This window comes from Streptomyces sp. SBT349 (assembly GCF_001083795.1).
GTDB lineage: Bacteria > Actinomycetota > Actinomycetes > Streptomycetales > Streptomycetaceae > Streptomyces.
Window position 1 is genome coordinate 1 of record NZ_LAVK01000175.1, and the last position, 15415, is coordinate 15415.

Annotated in this window: 13 protein-coding genes; 7 read left to right on the plus strand and 6 right to left on the minus strand. The window is 70.7% G+C overall.

The features are described from left to right. A partial coding sequence (locus ADY01_RS20955; RefSeq protein WP_049575817.1) for a hypothetical protein occupies positions 1 to 275 on the plus strand: 275 nt, incomplete at its 5' end. Beyond that, complete coding sequence (locus ADY01_RS20960; protein WP_049575820.1) at positions 272 to 907, plus strand: hypothetical protein; 636 nt, start codon at positions 272 to 274, stop codon at positions 905 to 907. The genes ADY01_RS20955 and ADY01_RS20960, both read left to right, overlap by 4 nt. Positions 908 to 1005: 98 nt before the next feature. On the opposite strand, the gene ADY01_RS20965 is transcribed toward ADY01_RS20960, so the two are convergent. Together ADY01_RS20965 and ADY01_RS20970 are read right to left on the minus strand one after the other, a co-directional pair. Further along, complete coding sequence (locus ADY01_RS20965; protein WP_049575823.1) at positions 1006 to 1593, minus strand: malonic semialdehyde reductase; 588 nt, start codon at positions 1591 to 1593, stop codon at positions 1006 to 1008. A gap of 181 nt (positions 1594 to 1774) precedes the next feature. Then, positions 1775 to 2299 carry a hypothetical protein gene (locus ADY01_RS20970; protein WP_049575827.1) on the minus strand — a complete coding sequence of 175 codons (525 nt, stop codon included), beginning with the start codon at positions 2297 to 2299 and terminating at the stop codon, positions 1775 to 1777. 171 nt (positions 2300 to 2470) lie between these two features. On the opposite strand from ADY01_RS20970, the gene ADY01_RS20975 reads away from it, so the two are divergent. Together ADY01_RS20975 and ADY01_RS20980 are read left to right on the plus strand one after the other, a co-directional pair. Further along, positions 2471 to 3907: a family 43 glycosylhydrolase gene (locus ADY01_RS20975; RefSeq protein WP_049575828.1), complete on the plus strand. Its 1437-nt coding sequence runs from the start codon at positions 2471 to 2473 to the stop codon at positions 3905 to 3907. A 220-nt stretch (positions 3908 to 4127) separates the two neighbouring features. Further along, the gene (locus tag ADY01_RS20980) at positions 4128 to 5066 is read left to right on the plus strand and encodes a dienelactone hydrolase family protein (RefSeq protein WP_199826276.1); all 939 of its coding nucleotides are present in this window, start codon (positions 4128 to 4130) and stop codon (positions 5064 to 5066) included. A gap of 252 nt (positions 5067 to 5318) precedes the next feature. Here the strand turns inward: ADY01_RS20980 and ADY01_RS40730 are convergent, their stop codons facing one another. Beyond that, positions 5319 to 5492, minus strand: coding sequence for a hypothetical protein (locus ADY01_RS40730; RefSeq protein ID WP_234320336.1), 174 nt, complete (start codon positions 5490 to 5492; stop codon positions 5319 to 5321). A gap of 311 nt (positions 5493 to 5803) precedes the next feature. Then, on the minus strand, positions 5804 to 8995 hold the full coding sequence (locus ADY01_RS20985) for an alpha-L-rhamnosidase (RefSeq protein WP_049575831.1): 3192 nt from the start codon (positions 8993 to 8995) through the stop codon (positions 5804 to 5806). 731 nt (positions 8996 to 9726) lie between these two features. Between ADY01_RS20985 and ADY01_RS20990 the strand changes: the two genes are divergently transcribed. The 3 genes from ADY01_RS20990 to ADY01_RS21000 are packed head-to-tail and all read left to right on the plus strand — an operon-like array spanning position 9727 to position 12849. After that, positions 9727 to 11049, plus strand: a complete 1323-nt coding sequence (locus ADY01_RS20990) for an ABC transporter substrate-binding protein (RefSeq protein ID WP_049575834.1) — start codon at positions 9727 to 9729, stop codon at positions 11047 to 11049. A 7-nt stretch (positions 11050 to 11056) separates the two neighbouring features. Continuing rightward, a complete protein-coding gene (locus tag ADY01_RS20995; protein ID WP_049575837.1) occupies positions 11057 to 11998 on the plus strand; it encodes a carbohydrate ABC transporter permease in 942 nt (313 codons plus the stop codon). Beyond that, positions 11995 to 12849, plus strand: a complete 855-nt coding sequence (locus ADY01_RS21000; protein ID WP_234320337.1) for a carbohydrate ABC transporter permease — start codon at positions 11995 to 11997, stop codon at positions 12847 to 12849. Before ADY01_RS20995 ends, ADY01_RS21000 begins: the two co-directional genes overlap by 4 nt. 22 nt (positions 12850 to 12871) lie before the next feature. Here ADY01_RS21000 and rhaI read toward each other — a convergent pair whose 3' ends face one another. After that, positions 12872 to 14050 (minus strand): L-rhamnose isomerase, encoded by a 1179-nt coding sequence (rhaI, locus tag ADY01_RS21005; RefSeq protein WP_049575841.1) that lies wholly within the window; start codon positions 14048 to 14050, stop codon positions 12872 to 12874. A gap of 88 nt (positions 14051 to 14138) precedes the next feature. After that, positions 14139 to 15242, minus strand: a complete 1104-nt coding sequence (gene rhaS, locus ADY01_RS21010; RefSeq protein WP_049575844.1) for a rhamnose ABC transporter substrate-binding protein — start codon at positions 15240 to 15242, stop codon at positions 14139 to 14141. Positions 15243 to 15415: the final 173 nt, after the last annotated feature.

Consider the following 15415-nt stretch of genomic DNA (forward strand, 5'->3'; position numbering starts at 1 on the left):
CCTTCCGCTCCTTCCGCCCGGCCCCCGGCCTGGCCTGGCTCTCGTCGCTTCTCGCCCTGACCGGGGCGCTGACCGTGGCGCAGCTCCTGTCGGACAGCCATCTGTTCCTGCTCCTCTTCGTCGTGGTCTCGCTGACGACGTTCGTCGTGGGGGTCGTGTTGGCCGCCCGGTGGACTCAGGCGCAGCGGCACGCCGGGGACGACGCGGCCAGGCTGGACGAGTTGGAGCCCCTCCCGCCGCTCCCACCCGCCACGAACGGCGAGAACCGGCCGTGAGCGGCGCGCATGGCGACCGCCTGACCGAGCGGGAGGTGACCGACCTGCGCGAGGCCATCGCGGAAGCGGTGCTGGCCGTCCGCCCGGGGAGCCGCGGAAGCCTCGGCAGCGACCCCGCGGCCCCTCTGGCCATGGTCGCCGTGTCGCGGATCGCCGCCGAGGAGACCAGTCGGCTGCTGCGCCAGTCGATCAACGGAGCCCGCGCCGCCGGACACAGCTGGGAGGCCATCGGCCACCAGCTGGGCATCAGCCGTCAGGCCGCGCAGCAGCGCTTCGGAGCGACGGCGGCGACCGCGGCCAGGGCAACGGCGACGGCGACGGCGGACGTGGGGCAGGAGTCCCCCGCTCCGCACCGCCGAGTCCTCTCCCCGCTCCACGCCTTCAACGAGATGGAGGCCCTGGCGGAGGCGGGCCGCCGGGGGTGGCACGCCGTCGACTACGGCTACCTCCACCACCTCGTCGAGTCGTCGCCCCACCAGTGGGAGCACCAGCGGCTGTGGTGGCCGACGCGGCGCCGGCGGCGCCGGATCGACGAGCAGGGCTGGGAGGCGATCGTCCCCTCGGACTTCGACTCGCCCTGGGCCTACTACAAACGGCGCCTGGACCTCCCGGCCGAGCCCGGCCTCGGCTGACCCAGCGACCCTGACCCCTGACGCCCTGACCCCCGGGAGAAACGGGAAGCGGCCCGCGGCGCCCTTTCCCAGGCGCGCGGACCGCTGGCCCCCGCCGGTCAGACGGTGGTGATGACCTCGTCGTAGCCGAGGCGCGGGTTGCGCGCCATCCAGGCATCCGGGCCCGGCTTGCCGATGTTGACCACGACCAGGACCTTGTGGGCCTCGTCGAAGAACTCCTTGGTGACGGCCGCGGCGTCGAAGCCGGTCATCGGGCCGGCGGCCAGGCCCGCCGCCCGGATGCCGAGAATGACGTACCCGACCTGGATCGCCGCGTTGAGCAGCGCCGAGTTCTCGCGGTACGTGGGGTCGGCGTAGGCGTCCTTGGCCCCCGGGAAGTGGGGGAACTGGGTCGGCAGTTCCTCGTGGAACTCCAGGTCCGCGGCGAGCACCGCGGTCAGCGGGGCGGTGGAGGTCTTCTTCTGGTTGCCCGGGGACATGTGCTGGACCAGCCGTTCCCGGGCCTCGGCCGAGCGGACCAGCACGACGCGCAGCGGCTGCATGTTCATCGAGGTGGGCGCGTACTTGACCAGGTCGTAGACGTCCCTGATCTGCTCTTCCGTCACCGGCTCGTCGGTGAAGGTGTTCGCGGTGCGGGCTTCGCGAAAGAGGAGGTCCTGGGCGGCGGGGTCAAGGAGTAAAGACATAGGGACACCTTTACAGAGTCGTGAGGGTCGTGCGCCGCGGCCTGCGGGCGCACGCCACCCCCAGCGTGGGCGAACGCGTCAAGTATTCCCCGCCGCCCGCGTCGCCGTGGTCACCTGATCCACATGGCTTCCCCCACCCGGCTCCGGCGCCCGCGGCCCCTCCGGGCTCGCGGTCCCGGGTTCACCAGGTGGTCGCCCCGACCACGTGCAGGGCGATGTCCCGCACCGACCGGCCGTCCGTCGGGATCCGGACCGTGCCCGCCGGAGCCTCCTCGTCCAGACGTCTGCTCATGTGCAGGCTGCGCTCGATGTGGATGTCCAGCTCCGAACCGATCTCCCGCTGGGCGAGCCGTTGCTTCACGGTGGTGTCCTCGGCCGTGAGCAGGACGCGGGTGGCTCTCACCTCGTCACCGCCCATGGCCCGGATGATCATCGCCTCGTCGAGGATGCTCACCGTGTTGCTGTAGACGAGTCGACGCTGCCCGAGAGCCGCGTAGTTCGACCAGACCGCGGCGATGTTCCGTTCCGTGATCGCCGAGCGGTGAGGGTCGCCCTCGGGGGCGGGGTGGATCTGGTCCATGAAGTCCCCCTCGATGAAGCAGTGCGCCGTCCCCCGCCTCCGCAACGCCGCGGACACCTCCCAGGCGACGGTCGTCTTCCCGACGCCCGCGCCCCCACCGATGAGCAACAGTTCGTAGGCCGCCATGGCCGGTCAGCCTGGCAGAACCCGGGCCGGGCGGCATCTGCTTTCGGCGCCCGGCGGCTCCTGCGTCGGGCATATGTACATCGATGTAAGTGTCGTGATGCCATGGACGACAACCGTCAGCCGACGCTGTCACGGCGTCAACGGAACGCGATGAGACCAAGGGAGCCGCTGATGCGTGCCGGATCGAGAACCACGCTGGTGACCGCGTTGTTCGCGCTGCTCGTCGGACTCGCCTGGGTGCCGCAGGCCACCGCCGGGGACACGATGCCCGCCGCCGCGGGAACCTTCCGCAATCCGCTGAACCCGGGCCCCGACCCGTTCATGACCCATGCGAACGGGGAGTACCACCTCACCACCACCCAGGGCGACAGCATCAGGATGTGGAGCTCGCCCTCGCTGAGCACCCTGCTGGACGCCGACCCGGTCACCGTGTGGACGGACACCGACCCCTCGCGGAACCAGCACATCTGGGCGTCCGAGTTCTACCGCTTCGACGACCGCTGGTACATGTACTACACGGCCGACGACGGCGTGGACGAGCACCACCGGCTGTACGTCCTGGAGTCGGAGGGCGATGACCCGACCGGGCCCTACCACTTCAAGGCGAAGCTCGCCCCGCCCAACCACACCGACGACTTCGCCATCGACCCCGGGATCCTCCAGCACGACGGGCAGCTCTACCTGGCCTACAGCGGCATCAACGCCTACCAGCACAACGGCCTGAACATCGCGCCCATGTCGAACCCCTACACCGTCTCCGGCGACGCGGTCGCGCTCGACGGGGACGGGGGCTGCCCCGAGGTCCGCGAAGGCCCCCAGTTCCTCAACCGCAACGGCCGTACCTGGATGACGTACTCGACCTGCGACACCGGCAAGCCCGACTACCAGGTGTGGATGATGTCCCTCCCCGACGGCGCCGACCCGCTGGTGCCGGGCAACTGGACCCAGCACGCCGGGCCCGTCTTCTCCCGGAACGACGCCCAGGGGGTCTACGGCCCCGGCCACCACTCCTTCTTCGAGTCCCCGGACGGCACGGAGGACTGGATCATCTACCACGCCAAGACCACTGCGGACTACACCTACACCAACCGCACGACCCGCGCCCAGCGGATCGGCTGGCACGCCGACGGCAGCCCGGATCTCGGCACCCCGCTCGCGATGGGCGCGACGCAGAACCTGCCGTCCGGCGACCCCGGGTCCGGCAACCACTGGATCAACGACGACGGCCGGTCCAGTGCCGACGGCTCGGTCACGTACCAGGGTTCGTGGAACGCGGGCACCGGCTGCGCGGCCCAGTGCTTCTGGGGCGACGACCACTGGAGCGATCAGGCGGGGAGCACCGCGACGTTCCGTTTCACCGGCACCAGGATCGCGCTGCTCTCCGTGCAGGACACCGGCAACGGCATCGCCGCGATCAGCGTCGACGGGGGCCCCGAACAACGTGTCGACTTCTACGGCCCCATCAGGACCGGCGAGACCCTCCAGTACCTCAGCCCGCGATTGCCGCACGGCTCGCACACGCTGGAGATCCGCGTCACCGGCGAGCACAACCCCTCGTCCGGGGCGGCGTTCGTGAGTGTGGACCGGGCCGAGGTCTATACCGACTGAGATCGATCCGGTACCGGACGGGGCGGCGGCACGAACCGCCCCACGGCGCCGGGCCCAGCCCCGCCGGAACCGGCTCGCGCAGAGCCTGTTCCCGGCGGGGCTCGCATGCGATCGCTCCGGTGATCGCGGCGCGTGGACGTGTTGACCGATTCATGATCGCCGTCTAGCATCCGCCACTGAAACGATTCATGACATCGTTGCCATTCATGGAGGACAGCAGATGCGACACCATGACAGTCCGGCGCTCGCCGAGCGAAGGTCGCGCACCGGGCGCTTACGCACGTTCCTCGCCCAGACCGCGATCGTCCTCGGAGTGCTTGCCGCAACCGCGTTTCCCCCCACCGCCTCCGCCGCGCAGAACCACGAGCGCGGCCCCGACCCGACGCCCGCCGGCATCGCCGCCCCGATGGGACCCTTCGCCATCGAGTCGGTCCAGGTGCCTCGCGGGAACGGCTTCGGTGGCGGGGTCATCTACTACCCGACCGACACCAGCCAGGGCACGTTCGGCGGGCTCGCCATCTCCCCGGGCTGGAACGGCACCTGGCCCGGTATCGCCTGGCTCGGCCCGAGGCTCGCCTCGCAGGGCTTCGTGGTGTTCGGGATCGACACCAACACCCTCAATGACGATCAGGCCAGCCGCGGCACGCAACTGCTGGCCGCACTCGACTATTTGACCCAGCGAAGCCCGGTTCGCGACCGGGTCGACGCCGACCGGCTGGCGGTGGCCGGACACTCCATGGGCGGTGGCGGTGCCTTCCACGCGTCCCTCCAGCGGCCCTCGCTGCGCACCGCGATCGGCAACGCGCCGTTCTGGCCGGGGAGCCTGTCCGGCCAAGGGGTCCCGACTCTCGTCTCCGCCATGCAGAACGACGGCCTGGTGGGCCAGAACCGCAACGCCTACAACTCCATCCCGGCCGGCACCGAGAAGGCGTACATCGAGATCGCCGGCGCCGACCACAACTACATCGGCCAGCCGAGCACCCACCTCGCGCGCACCTGGATCCCGTGGCTGAAGATCTTCCTCGACGAGGACACCCGCTACCACGAGTTCCTGTGCCCGGCGCTGTACGACAGCACCGGCATCTCCCAGTACCTCGACACCTGCTCGTTCCTCCCGACCGCCACGCAGACACCCGAGGTATCCGTAAGCGGGCCATGACCCGCGCGAAGGCGAGTGCGTCGGCTCCTCGGTGTAGGCCGCGAGGCGGGCGGCGTCGCCGGGCCGGCGGGCGAACGCGACGCCCAGCGGGTCGTTCGCGCGCCCGGCCTGGAGCTGGGCGCGCACCTGGCCGTACCGGCGCCACCGCTGCGGGTCCCCTGCGGGTGGCGCCGGTCCCCGCCACGTCGATGATCACCGGCGTGGGCTCGGCGTCCAGCAGCGGGCGCGGCCGATGGGCGAGCGGGTAGCGGCTCAGGGAGTACAGGGCGAAGGTGTACTCCAGCCCGTCGGCCGTCTCCCGGCGGTGCGGGACAGGTCCGCGCGCAGGAACGGCAGGTCGGGGTGGTCGGCGTGCGCGAGCGGCGCGCGGCCCATCCCGTCCGTTCCGCCGCCGATGATCACGTTCTTGCGCGGTTGTCCCGGCACGGGCGTGGGCCGCGCTCCCGGCGGCCGGTGCCGCGTCCCGTCCCGGTCGGGGGCGTGTTCCGGCGGCTGGGCGCCGAGGGGGCCACCTGCCGGCGGGCAACGCGGTGGCGCACCGTGGAGCGCGCCGCCCCGGGCGCTCCGCGACATCCCGGAGCGCCGGGGCACCCGCAAACCGGTCGGGTCCGTCGGCAGTTCGGGCATGCGCCGCCCGGGGCCGGGCGCCCGGAGCGGTGTCGGTGCTCCCTCCACCAACGTGTCGGCGGCCACGGTCCTCTGCCGGGCCGATCGGCGGGTGCGGGTGCGGGTGTGGATCAGGACGCCGCTTCGCCCGCGGTGAAGACATGAGTCCCTGAGGTGACGCGGTATATCGCGCGGTCGCCTTCGACGCGTTGGAAGGCCGCTCCCGGGGAGGACGTCCGTGGCCTTCCGCCGTGCGCCGGCACCCGTACCTCGGCCGTGCTGTTCGGCGGCACCCGCACTTCGAGCCGGAACGTGCCGCGCCGGCGTGTCCACTCGGACGTGACCTCGCCGTGCGGTGTCCGGTAGCCGCCGCTGACGTGGGTGAGGTCGCCGACGACGCGCGGGTCGATCACCAGGCTCCGGTAGCCGACCGAGTCACGTTCCTGCCTGATGCCGGCCAGGCCCCGGTGGAACCACTCCTCGATCTGGAGCAGGATCATGTGGTTCTTCGAGTTGCCCAGGTCCCACTGCTCGGGGATGGTCGTCAGGCCGTCCGGGTTGGCCGTGGTCGGGGCCATGAGGAAGCCGTAGCCGGGCCGCGTGTCCTCCTGGAGCACGTCCCACAGGACATCGTCGCGCCCGCCGTCCGTCAGCGCCCGGACCGTGGGGGCGAGGCCGATCGTTCCGCCGCTGAGGTGCGGGCCGCCGCCGAACGGCTGGTAGGCGTGGACCAGTTCGACCAGGGAGTCCAGGACCCGGCCTCGCTCGTCCTCGGGCACGAGTCCCTCGTCGAGCGCCAGCGCCTGAGCGGCCTGCGTGGCGCCCTCGGTGCCGCGGTCGCCCTCGCTCGTGTAGCGGCCCAGCGCCCGGTTGTAGAACGCCGCGTTGAACGCGTCCCTGATGTCCGAGGCGAGGGCGCGGTACTCCTCGGCGTCGGCGGTGCGGCCGAGCAGGGCGGCCATCCTCGCCATCCGGTCCACGGTCTGGTGGTAGCCCCAGGTGCCGGTGATGCGGCCCGACGTGCCGTCGTCGGCGGCGACCCAGTCCGCCAGCGCGGCGTCGACGAGGTGCGCGTCCGCGCCGGTTCCGGCCTTCCGTGTCCTGATGTAGTTGACGAACGCCTGCATCCGCGGGAAGGAGCGTTCCATCATCTGCGTGTCGCCGTAGGTCTCGTGGAGCAGCCAGGGCACCAGGACGATGCCGTTGCCCCAGTTGATCTCGTCCCCGAACCTGTCGAGGTAGCCCCAGTCGTAGACCGGGGCCTTGAGCGCGACGTTGCCGATGTTGTCCCCGGCCCGGGACTGGCCCTCGACCAGGTGGCGCTGCATGGTGCGCAGGTAGGCGTCGAAGCCGAAATTGCGGGACAGCGAGGCGAACGGCTGCACGTAGTCGGCGGGGTAGGCGAGCTTCTCCCGGCCGGGGCAGTCGGTGAACGTCGACATCATGTTGCTCATGATCGAGTAACGGGCCATGCGGTGGACGCGGTTGATCCGTTCGTCGGAGGTCTCCACCTCGCCCGCCACCGGGGTCGCGGCGTGCAGTTGCAACCCGGTGACCGTGTCGGCCGTGGGGGTGTACCCGTCCGGGAGTCCGGTCACCTGGAGCCACTGCATGCCGACATAGTCGAACCGCGGGTGCCAGCTCTCGCCGTCCGGGTCGCCATGCGTCGTGTACGCGGCGAAGACGTCGGTCCCGCGCCCGCCACCGCCACCCATGAGGGAGCTCTGGTCCACGGTCCCGTCGGCCGCCAGCGACTCCGCGGGCCGCATCGTGATGGTCGTGCCCGCGGGCACGGACCCGTCGACGGTCAGCTCCGGCCAGCCCGCGAAGTTCTGGCCGAAGTCGAAGACCCACACCCCCGGCTCGGGCTGCGTGACGCGCGCCGGCCGGAGACGGTCGACCACCTTCACCGGCTCGCCCACCCGCCAGACGAGCTCCGTCGTCAGATTGGGCGGCGGGGCGACACCCGCCGGAACCCACCCCACCGGGGATCCGTCGCGTCGCGTCGCCGCCTCGCCCAGGTCCGCGCCCGGATCGGTCCAACCGGCCTGCTCACGCCGCGCGTCGTAATCGGTCCCGGAGAACCAGTTGCCGGTCACGGAGGGGCCGAGCGCGGCCTTCCAGGAACGGTCGCTGACGATGACGTCGACCGAGCCGTCGGCCCTCGTGATCTCCAGCCGGGCGATCATCCGCGGCGTCACGGCGGCGCCGGCGCTCGGGTCGGTGCTCGCGATCGGGTTCCCCGAACCGGTCACCGACGCGCCCTCCGGGTGCGCCCGGTCCAGCGGGGGCTCGAAGGTGATGCCGGAGCCGTCCGCTCCGGCGGTGCCGATCGCCGTGATCTCGCGTGATTCGAGCCGGTCGCCACCGTCTCCCGTGTCGATGTTGATGGCGCCGCCGACGTGGTAGTCGGCCACGCTGCTCACCATGACGACGCTCTCTCCGGCGGCGGCCGGCGCGACCAGCGTTCCGCTCCCCTTGAACTGGCTCTGCCACCAGCTGTACGGAGCCGTGCGGCCCGTCTCGCCGTTGGGTACCGAGCGCGTGACCAGGGCCGTTCCATGCCCCAGCGCGACCCCCAGGGTGTTGGACCCGGTGCGCACGAGCCGGGTCACGTCGTAGGCGCGGTACTCGGTGGAGAGCTGGTAGTTGGAATTGCCGGGCGCCAGCACCTCGTCGGTCACGGCCGCGCCGTTCAGCCGGGCGTCGTGGAGACCGACGCCCGCGAGGTACAGCCGAGCCCGGACGACCCGCGCCCCGCGCCGTCCACCGACCGTGAACCCCCGGGCGAAGACGGGCAGCGGATCCTCGACGCCCCGGCCGGGGTGCTCGATCCACTCGGCCGCCCCCCAGTCACCGCGCTCCAGGAGCCCCATCTCCCAGGAGGCGGGCCGGCTCCAGGGCGTCACGTCGCCACGCGTGTCCCAGGCCCTGACCTGCCACACGACCGTCTGCCGGGAACGGAGAGGGCCGCCGCCCCACGGGATGTCGTTCTGCGCGGCCGACCGCACCGTGCCGGAATCCCACAGGTACGGGCCCTCGGCGAGTTCCCGGACGCTGCGCGCGGCACGGATCCGGTAGGCGCCCTGCATCCAGCCGGCGGGCGCGCTCGTCACCTGCCAACTCAGCCTCGGGGCCGTGTCGTCGACCCCCAGCGGCTCGTCCCCGCGGCCGTCGACCCGGAGATTCCCCACCGCCGCACGGCCGGAGCCCGCGGACGCCGTGTCCCCGGCCGCCAGGGGAAGCACGACTCCCGCCCCTCCGGCCACGAATGCCCCGACCACCTGCCGACGACTCAGGATCCCGAGCGCTGGTGTGAGCATGCCGAACCCACCCTCCAGATTGATACGTTTCACATCCGGGGCACAAAGCTAGCGCCGCCCCCGAAAAGGGCCAACCCCTCCCGCAGCAACTTTGGTACCCCCGAGGAATTGAACGTTTCAAGTGAGGATCAGCGGCGGGCGGGCCTCGCCCGCCGTCCCGGCCGAAGCCCGGCGACAGGACCCGGGCCACGACGGGGCGCCGGGCGGGAGGGCAGAACCCGGACGCCGACGCGGGGGACGTCGCGCTCGATACGCGGCGCGAGAGGGGGCAGGGCCCGCGAATCCGTCGCGCACCCGTTCGTCGCACCCGCACCTGAGGAGGTAAGCGCGGTCATCCCCTCCGCCCCCGCGGGAAGGGCAGTCCGAACGGGCGGCCCGCGGCGACCGGTTCGGCTGGCGCGCCGGGCGGCCGGGCGACGATCCGCGCCCACCCCGACCGCCGCCCGGGGAGCGATCAGCGGCCATGGAGACGCGGAGAACGAGAAAGGGCTTTCTATACCACCTCCCGCGCCGTGACGGCGCGGACACGCATCGGCTTAACCGTTTCGTTACAGTTGCGCCGCTTGACCGGCAGCCACCTCCGAGCCAATCTTGACTCACTTCCGGAGATTAAATCGTTTCAATCGCTGCTGCGGCTTCCGTCTCCCCGCGATGCAGAGCTCGCCGCGCTCCCCCGGGCACCGTCACGTCGACACCGGCCAACGCTGTCCTCAGTCATGGAGGTTGACGCCATGAGGTTCGGAATCACCACTCACCGTCCACCGGTGCTCGCCGCGCTGGTGGCGTTCACGCTCAGTCTGACCGCCTGTAGCGCGGGCGATCTCGGTTCGAGCGGCGACGAGGGCGAGCTGACCCTCACCTTCCTGGTCCCGACCGGCCCGGACAGCCTCCCCGTGGGCGAGCAACTGGCGCAGGACTTCATGGAGGCCAATCCGGACGTCGAGATCACCGTGGAGGCCCGGCCCGGCGGCGCCGAGGGCGACAACGTGGTCAAGACGCGGCTCGCCACGGGCGACATGGCCGACGTCTTCCAGTACAACACCGGGTCCCTGTTCCAGGCGATCAACCCGGGGCAGAATCTCGTGCCGCTCACCGACGAGGGCTGGACCGGGGGCCTGGACGACCTGTTCGCTCCCACGGTCACCGCCGACGACGAGGTGTACGGCGCGCCCTTCGGCTCGAACATGGGCGGCGGCGTGCTCTACAACCGGCAGGTCTACGCCGACCTCGGTCTTGAGGTGCCCACGACCTGGGACGCGTTCATGGCGAACAACGAGGCGATCAGCGACGCGGGAATCGCCCCGGTGATCCAGACCTACCAGGACACCTGGACCTCGCAGCTCTTCGTGCTCGCCGACTTCCACAACGTGGAAGCCGAGGAACCGGGCTTCGCGGAAAGGTACACCGCCAACGACGCGAAGTACGCCACCACTCCGGCCGCGCTCCGGGGCTTCCAGCATCTCCAGGACACCCACGACGCCGGCTACCTGAACGAGGACTTCGCCTCGGCCACCTATGAGGACGGCCTGCGCATGATCGGCGAGGGAGAGGGCGCGCACTACCCGATGCTGACCAACGCGATCACCCCGGTGGTGGAGGCCGTGCCCGCGGCCGAGGACGACATGGGCTTCTTCGCGCTCCCCGGCGAGGACGCCGCCATGAACGGACTGACGGCATGGAGCCCCGGCGGGGTCTACATCCCGACCACGACCGAGGGCGAGAAGCTGGAGGCGTCCAAGCGGTTCCTCGCCTTCATCGCCAGCCCGGCCGGCTGCGAGTCCATCTCCAGGGCGCAGACCCCCTCCGGGCCTTACCCCGTCGAGGGCTGCGAGCTGCCCGGGGACGTGCCCCAGGCGGTCGTCGACACGCAGAGCTACTTCGAGGACGACGCCGTGACGCCCGCGCTGGAGTTCCTCACCCCGGTGAAGGGCCCGGCCCTGGAGCAGATCGCCGTCGAGGTCGGCTCGGGCATCCGCTCCGCGCAGTCCGGGGCGGAGCTCTACGACGAGGACGTGGAGAAGCAGGCCCAGCAGCTCGGTCTCGACGGCTGGTGAGGGGCCGGTGACCACGACCTTCGAGGCCCGCCGGCGGCGGAAGCAGCCGCCGGCCGGGCGCGGGCGGCGGGCCCGCACCGCGAGCGCCGCCCGCCGCAAGAGCTCCTATCCCTTCTGGTTCTACCTGCCGGCCGGCGTCGTCTACGCGACGCTGTTCATCGTGCCGACCCTGGCGGCGTTCTTCTTCAGCTTCACCCGATGGACCCTCTTCGACTGGGAGTTCATCGGCCTGGACAACTTCGAGCAGTTCTTCCGCGAGCCGGCGCTGGTGAAGGGCCTGACCAACACCCTGATCTACGCCGTCGTCACCTCGGGCCTGAAGGTCGTGCTCGGCCTGCTGCTCGCGGTGCTGCTCACCAGCCAGATCGTCGGGCGTGGCTTCCTGCGCTCGGTCGTGTTCTTCCCCGTCCTCGTCAGCACCATCGGCGTCGGCATCACCTTCACCGTGCTGATGCACCCCTCCGAGGGTCTGATCAACGAGTCGCTGGCCACGATCGGCGTGGACGGCCCGGCCTGGCTGACCGACCCCTCATGGGCGTTGCTGTCGGTCGCGCTGGTGGACGTGTGGAAGGGCGTCGGGCTGGCCACCGTGATCTTCATCGCGGGAGTGGTGTCCATCCCGCGCGAGTACTACGAGGCCGCCGAGGTGGACGGGGCCGGGCCGGTCGCCCGCTTCCGGCACATCACCCTGCCCCTGGCCCGCCCGGCGACGGTCACCGTGATCATCCTGTCCCTGATCGGCGGCCTGCGCTCGTTCGACCTCATCTGGGCCATGACCGGCGGCGGCCCCGGGTTCACCTCGGACGTCATCGCCTCGGTCATCTACAAGCAGTACCAGGCCGGCTTCTACGGCCTGTCGACGGCGGGCAACGTCGTGCTGTTCCTGCTGGTGTCGGCGATCGTCGTCCCGCTGTTCTGGTTCCTCAACCGCAAGGAGACGGAGCGGTGAACGGAACCGTGAAGCCAACCGTCAGGACCCGCCGCCCCAACTACTGGCTCACTGCCCTCGCGACCCTGGCCTTCGCCGTCGTCTTCCTGGTGCCCTTCGTCTTCATCCTGCTGACCGCGTTCAAGGGCGACCAGGAGGCCGCCCGGCTGGAGTTCTCGCTGCCGACCGACTGGCAGATCGTCGAGAACGTCCAGGCCGTCTTCGAGGCCCGCGACTACATCCTGATCATCGCGTTCATCAACAGCGTGGTCCTGACGGTCGCCAGCGTCTCCCTCATGGTCTTCCTCGGCGCGATGGTGGCGTTCGTCCTGCAACGCCGCGCCGGGCGCACCACCGGACCGATCAGCTTCCTGGTGCTGTCCGGGCTCATCATCCCCCCGGCCGTGGTCCCCACCATCTGGGTGCTGCAAGAGATCGGCCTCTTCAAGACGCTCCTCGGTCTCATCCTGGTCGAGGTCGCCTTCCACCTGCCGTTCTGCGTCCTGCTGTTCCGCGCGTTCATCGCGACCGTCCCGCGCGAGCTGGACGAGTCCGCCGTGATCGACGGGGCGGGCCCGGTCCGCCTGTTCTTCCGCGTGATCTTCCCGCTGCTGCGGCCGGTCACCGTCACCGTGATCGTCGTCCAGTCGGTCGGCGTCTTCAACGACTTCGTGAACCCGCTCTACTTCCTCCCCGGCGAGGAGAACGCCACCGTCCAGCTCACCCTGTTCAACTTCCAGAGCCAGTTCGAGACGCAGTACAACCTCCTCTTCATGGACATCCTGATCATCACGATCCCGCCGCTGATCATGTTCCTCTTCTTCAACCGGCAGATCGTGGCCGGCATGACATCCGGCGCGATCAAGGGCTGAGGGAGGGGTGGGGGCGCCGCGGTCAGGCGTCCCAGCCGGCCTGGCTCCCGCCGACGCGCGCGTCCACGACGCGTTCCAGGTAGCCGGAGTCCGCGAAGGCCGCCATCGGGTCGGCGGCGAGTCCCCGTTCCTCGCGCAGATCCGCCAGGAGCGGGCGGACGTCGGTGGCGAAGGCGTCCATCAGCACGGCGTTGGCTCCCAGGACGTCGCCGGCCCGCTGCGCGGTGCGCAGCTCGTCGGCGTCGACCAGCAGGGCCTTGGCCAGCGCTTCCTGCACGTTGAGCACCGACCGGATCTGTCCGGCGATCTTGGGCTCGATGTTGTGGCACTGGTCGAGCATGAAGTTCACGCCCGACGACGGCTTGTGCGCGTCCTGGGAGACGATCTCGTGCAGGATCCGGAAGAGCTGGAAGGGGTCGGCCGCTCCGACCATCAGGTCGTCGTCCGCGTAGAAGCGGGAATTGAAGTCGAACGCCCCCAGCCGACCGGCCCGTAGCAGCATCATCACGATGAACTCGATGTTGGTGCCGGGCGCGTGGTGACCGGTGTCGAGCACCACGGCGGCCCGGTCCCCCAGAGCGAGACAGTGGGTGAGCGAGGTGCCCCAGTCGGGGATGTCGGTGGCGTAGAAGGCCGGTTCGAAGAACTTGTATTCGAGGAGCAGGCGGTGCTCGGGATCCAGGGCGGCGTAGATCTCGCCCAGCGACTCGGCGAGCCGCTCCTGCCGGGCGCGCAGCGAGTCCTGGCCCGGGTAGTTCAGCCCGTCGGCCAACCAGATCTTGAGGTCGGTCGAGCCGGTGGCCCGCATGATGTCGAGGCACCGCAGGTGGTGCCGGACGGCCTTGGCGCGGACGGCCCGATCGGCGTGGGTCAGGGAGCCCAGCTTGTAGTCGTCGTCCTGGAAGACGTTGCTGTTGATGGCCCCGATCCGGACGCCGTGCTCCTCCGCGTAGCGGGCCAGCGCACCGAAGTCGTCGACGAGGTCCCACGGGATGTGGAGCGAGACCCGGGGGGCGGCGCCCGTGTAGCGGTGGACCTGGGCGGCGTCGGCGATCTTCTCGAAGGGGTCGCGCGGGACCCCGGGCTGGGCGAAGACCTTGAATCGGGTCCCCGAGTTCCCGAAGGCCCAGGAGGGCAGCTCGATCGAGAAGTTGTGGAGATCGGCGTGAGCCTCCGCGGTCGGGCCCGTGGGGAGTGTCATGACCGTGCTGCCTTCTTTCGATGGTCGACCGCCCAGGTCTCCCCGCCGGGGCGGCCGCGCGCCGGCGGGGAGACCTGGGCGGCCTCGGTCAGAAGTCGTAGTCGTCGATGTTGTCGGCGTTGAAACGGGTCGGCGGCCCGAGCGTGATGATGCCGTCGGCGCCCACGGTGTACTCGCCCAACTCACCGGCGGTGAACGTCTCGCCCTCGGTACCGGCGATGATGCCGGAAGCGACGGCGGCACCCGCGTAGGCGGCCAGCTCGCCCAGCGCGGTCGGGTCCCACAGCGCGAACTCGGTGACGGTGCCGTCCTCGACGAACTCCCGCATCTGGTTGGGCGTGCCCAGGCCGGTCACCGCGACCTGCCCCTGGTACTCCGAGCCCGAGATGTACCGGGCGGCGGCCGCGATGCCCACGGTGGTCGGGGAGATGATGGCCTTCAGGTCCGGGTTGGCCTGCATCAGGCCCTGGGTCTCCTGGAACGACTTCTCGTCCTCGTCGTCCCCGTACACGGTGCTCACCAGCTCGATGTCCGCGTAGTCCGGGTTGCTGGCCAGCTCGTCCTCGATCACGTCGATCCAGGCGTTCTGGTTGGTCGCGTTCGCCGTCGCGGACAGGATGGCGACCTGCCCCTCGCCGCCGATCTGCTCGGCGGTCATCTCGATCAGCGTGCGGCCGACCTCCGCGCCGTCGACCTGGGAGACGAACGCGTCGCGGCACTCCGGGTTCACGTCCGAGTCGAAGGTCACGACGGCGGTGCCGGCCGCACGGGCCTGCTCCAGCGACGAGCAGAGGGCGTTCGGGTCGTTGGCCGACAGCAGCACGACATCGGTGCCCTGCTGGCTGATGGTGTTGAGGTAGGAGAGCTGCGAGGAGGCCGATGCCTCGGTCGGCCCGGTGTACTCGTACTCGCCGTCGAGCTCGCCCACCACCGCCTCGGCGCCGGCGCTGGACGCCTCGAAGTAGGGGTTGTTCACCGACTTCGGGAGCATGGCGATGCCGAGCCCGCTCTCGTAGTCGCCGTCCGGGTTGGCGGCCGCCTCGCGGGTGGCGTCGCCGCCGCCCTCGTCGGCGTCGTCCTGTGTCGTACCGCCGCACGCGGTGAGCGTCAGCGCGAGCGTGAGCCCGAGGGCGACGGGCGCGAAGCGAATGAGCCGCGGTGCCAGAAGTCGCGGAGACCGGCTGTCAGACATCAGCGTTGTCCCAATCCATGCGTAGGGGTGACCGGTGAGGAAGGTCCTTGTCCGAAGAGGGCGGGATCGAGGGTGGGATCGAGGGCGGGATGGTGCGACCGGCTCGGCGGGGGCGGGGCGGTCGGCGGGCTGGGCGGGGGGCCCCCGCCCCCTGGCCGGCGCCGCGCCCCCGT

Coding starts and splice junctions, on each gene's coding strand:
- ADY01_RS20965 (WP_049575823.1), bottom strand. CDS start 1,593: ATGTCTTTACTCCTTGACCCCGCCGCCCAGGACCTCCTCTTTCGCGAA.
- ADY01_RS20970 (WP_049575827.1), bottom strand. CDS start 2,299: ATGGCGGCCTACGAACTGTTGCTCATCGGTGGGGGCGCGGGCGTCGGG.
- ADY01_RS20975 (WP_049575828.1), top strand. CDS start 2,471: ATGCGTGCCGGATCGAGAACCACGCTGGTGACCGCGTTGTTCGCGCTG.
- ADY01_RS20980 (WP_199826276.1), top strand. CDS start 4,128: ATGCGACACCATGACAGTCCGGCGCTCGCCGAGCGAAGGTCGCGCACC.
- ADY01_RS20985 (WP_049575831.1), bottom strand. CDS start 8,995: ATGCTCACACCAGCGCTCGGGATCCTGAGTCGTCGGCAGGTGGTCGGG.
- ADY01_RS20990 (WP_049575834.1), top strand. CDS start 9,727: ATGAGGTTCGGAATCACCACTCACCGTCCACCGGTGCTCGCCGCGCTG.
- rhaI (WP_049575841.1), bottom strand. CDS start 14,050: ATGACACTCCCCACGGGCCCGACCGCGGAGGCTCACGCCGATCTCCAC.
- rhaS (WP_049575844.1), bottom strand. CDS start 15,242: ATGTCTGACAGCCGGTCTCCGCGACTTCTGGCACCGCGGCTCATTCGC.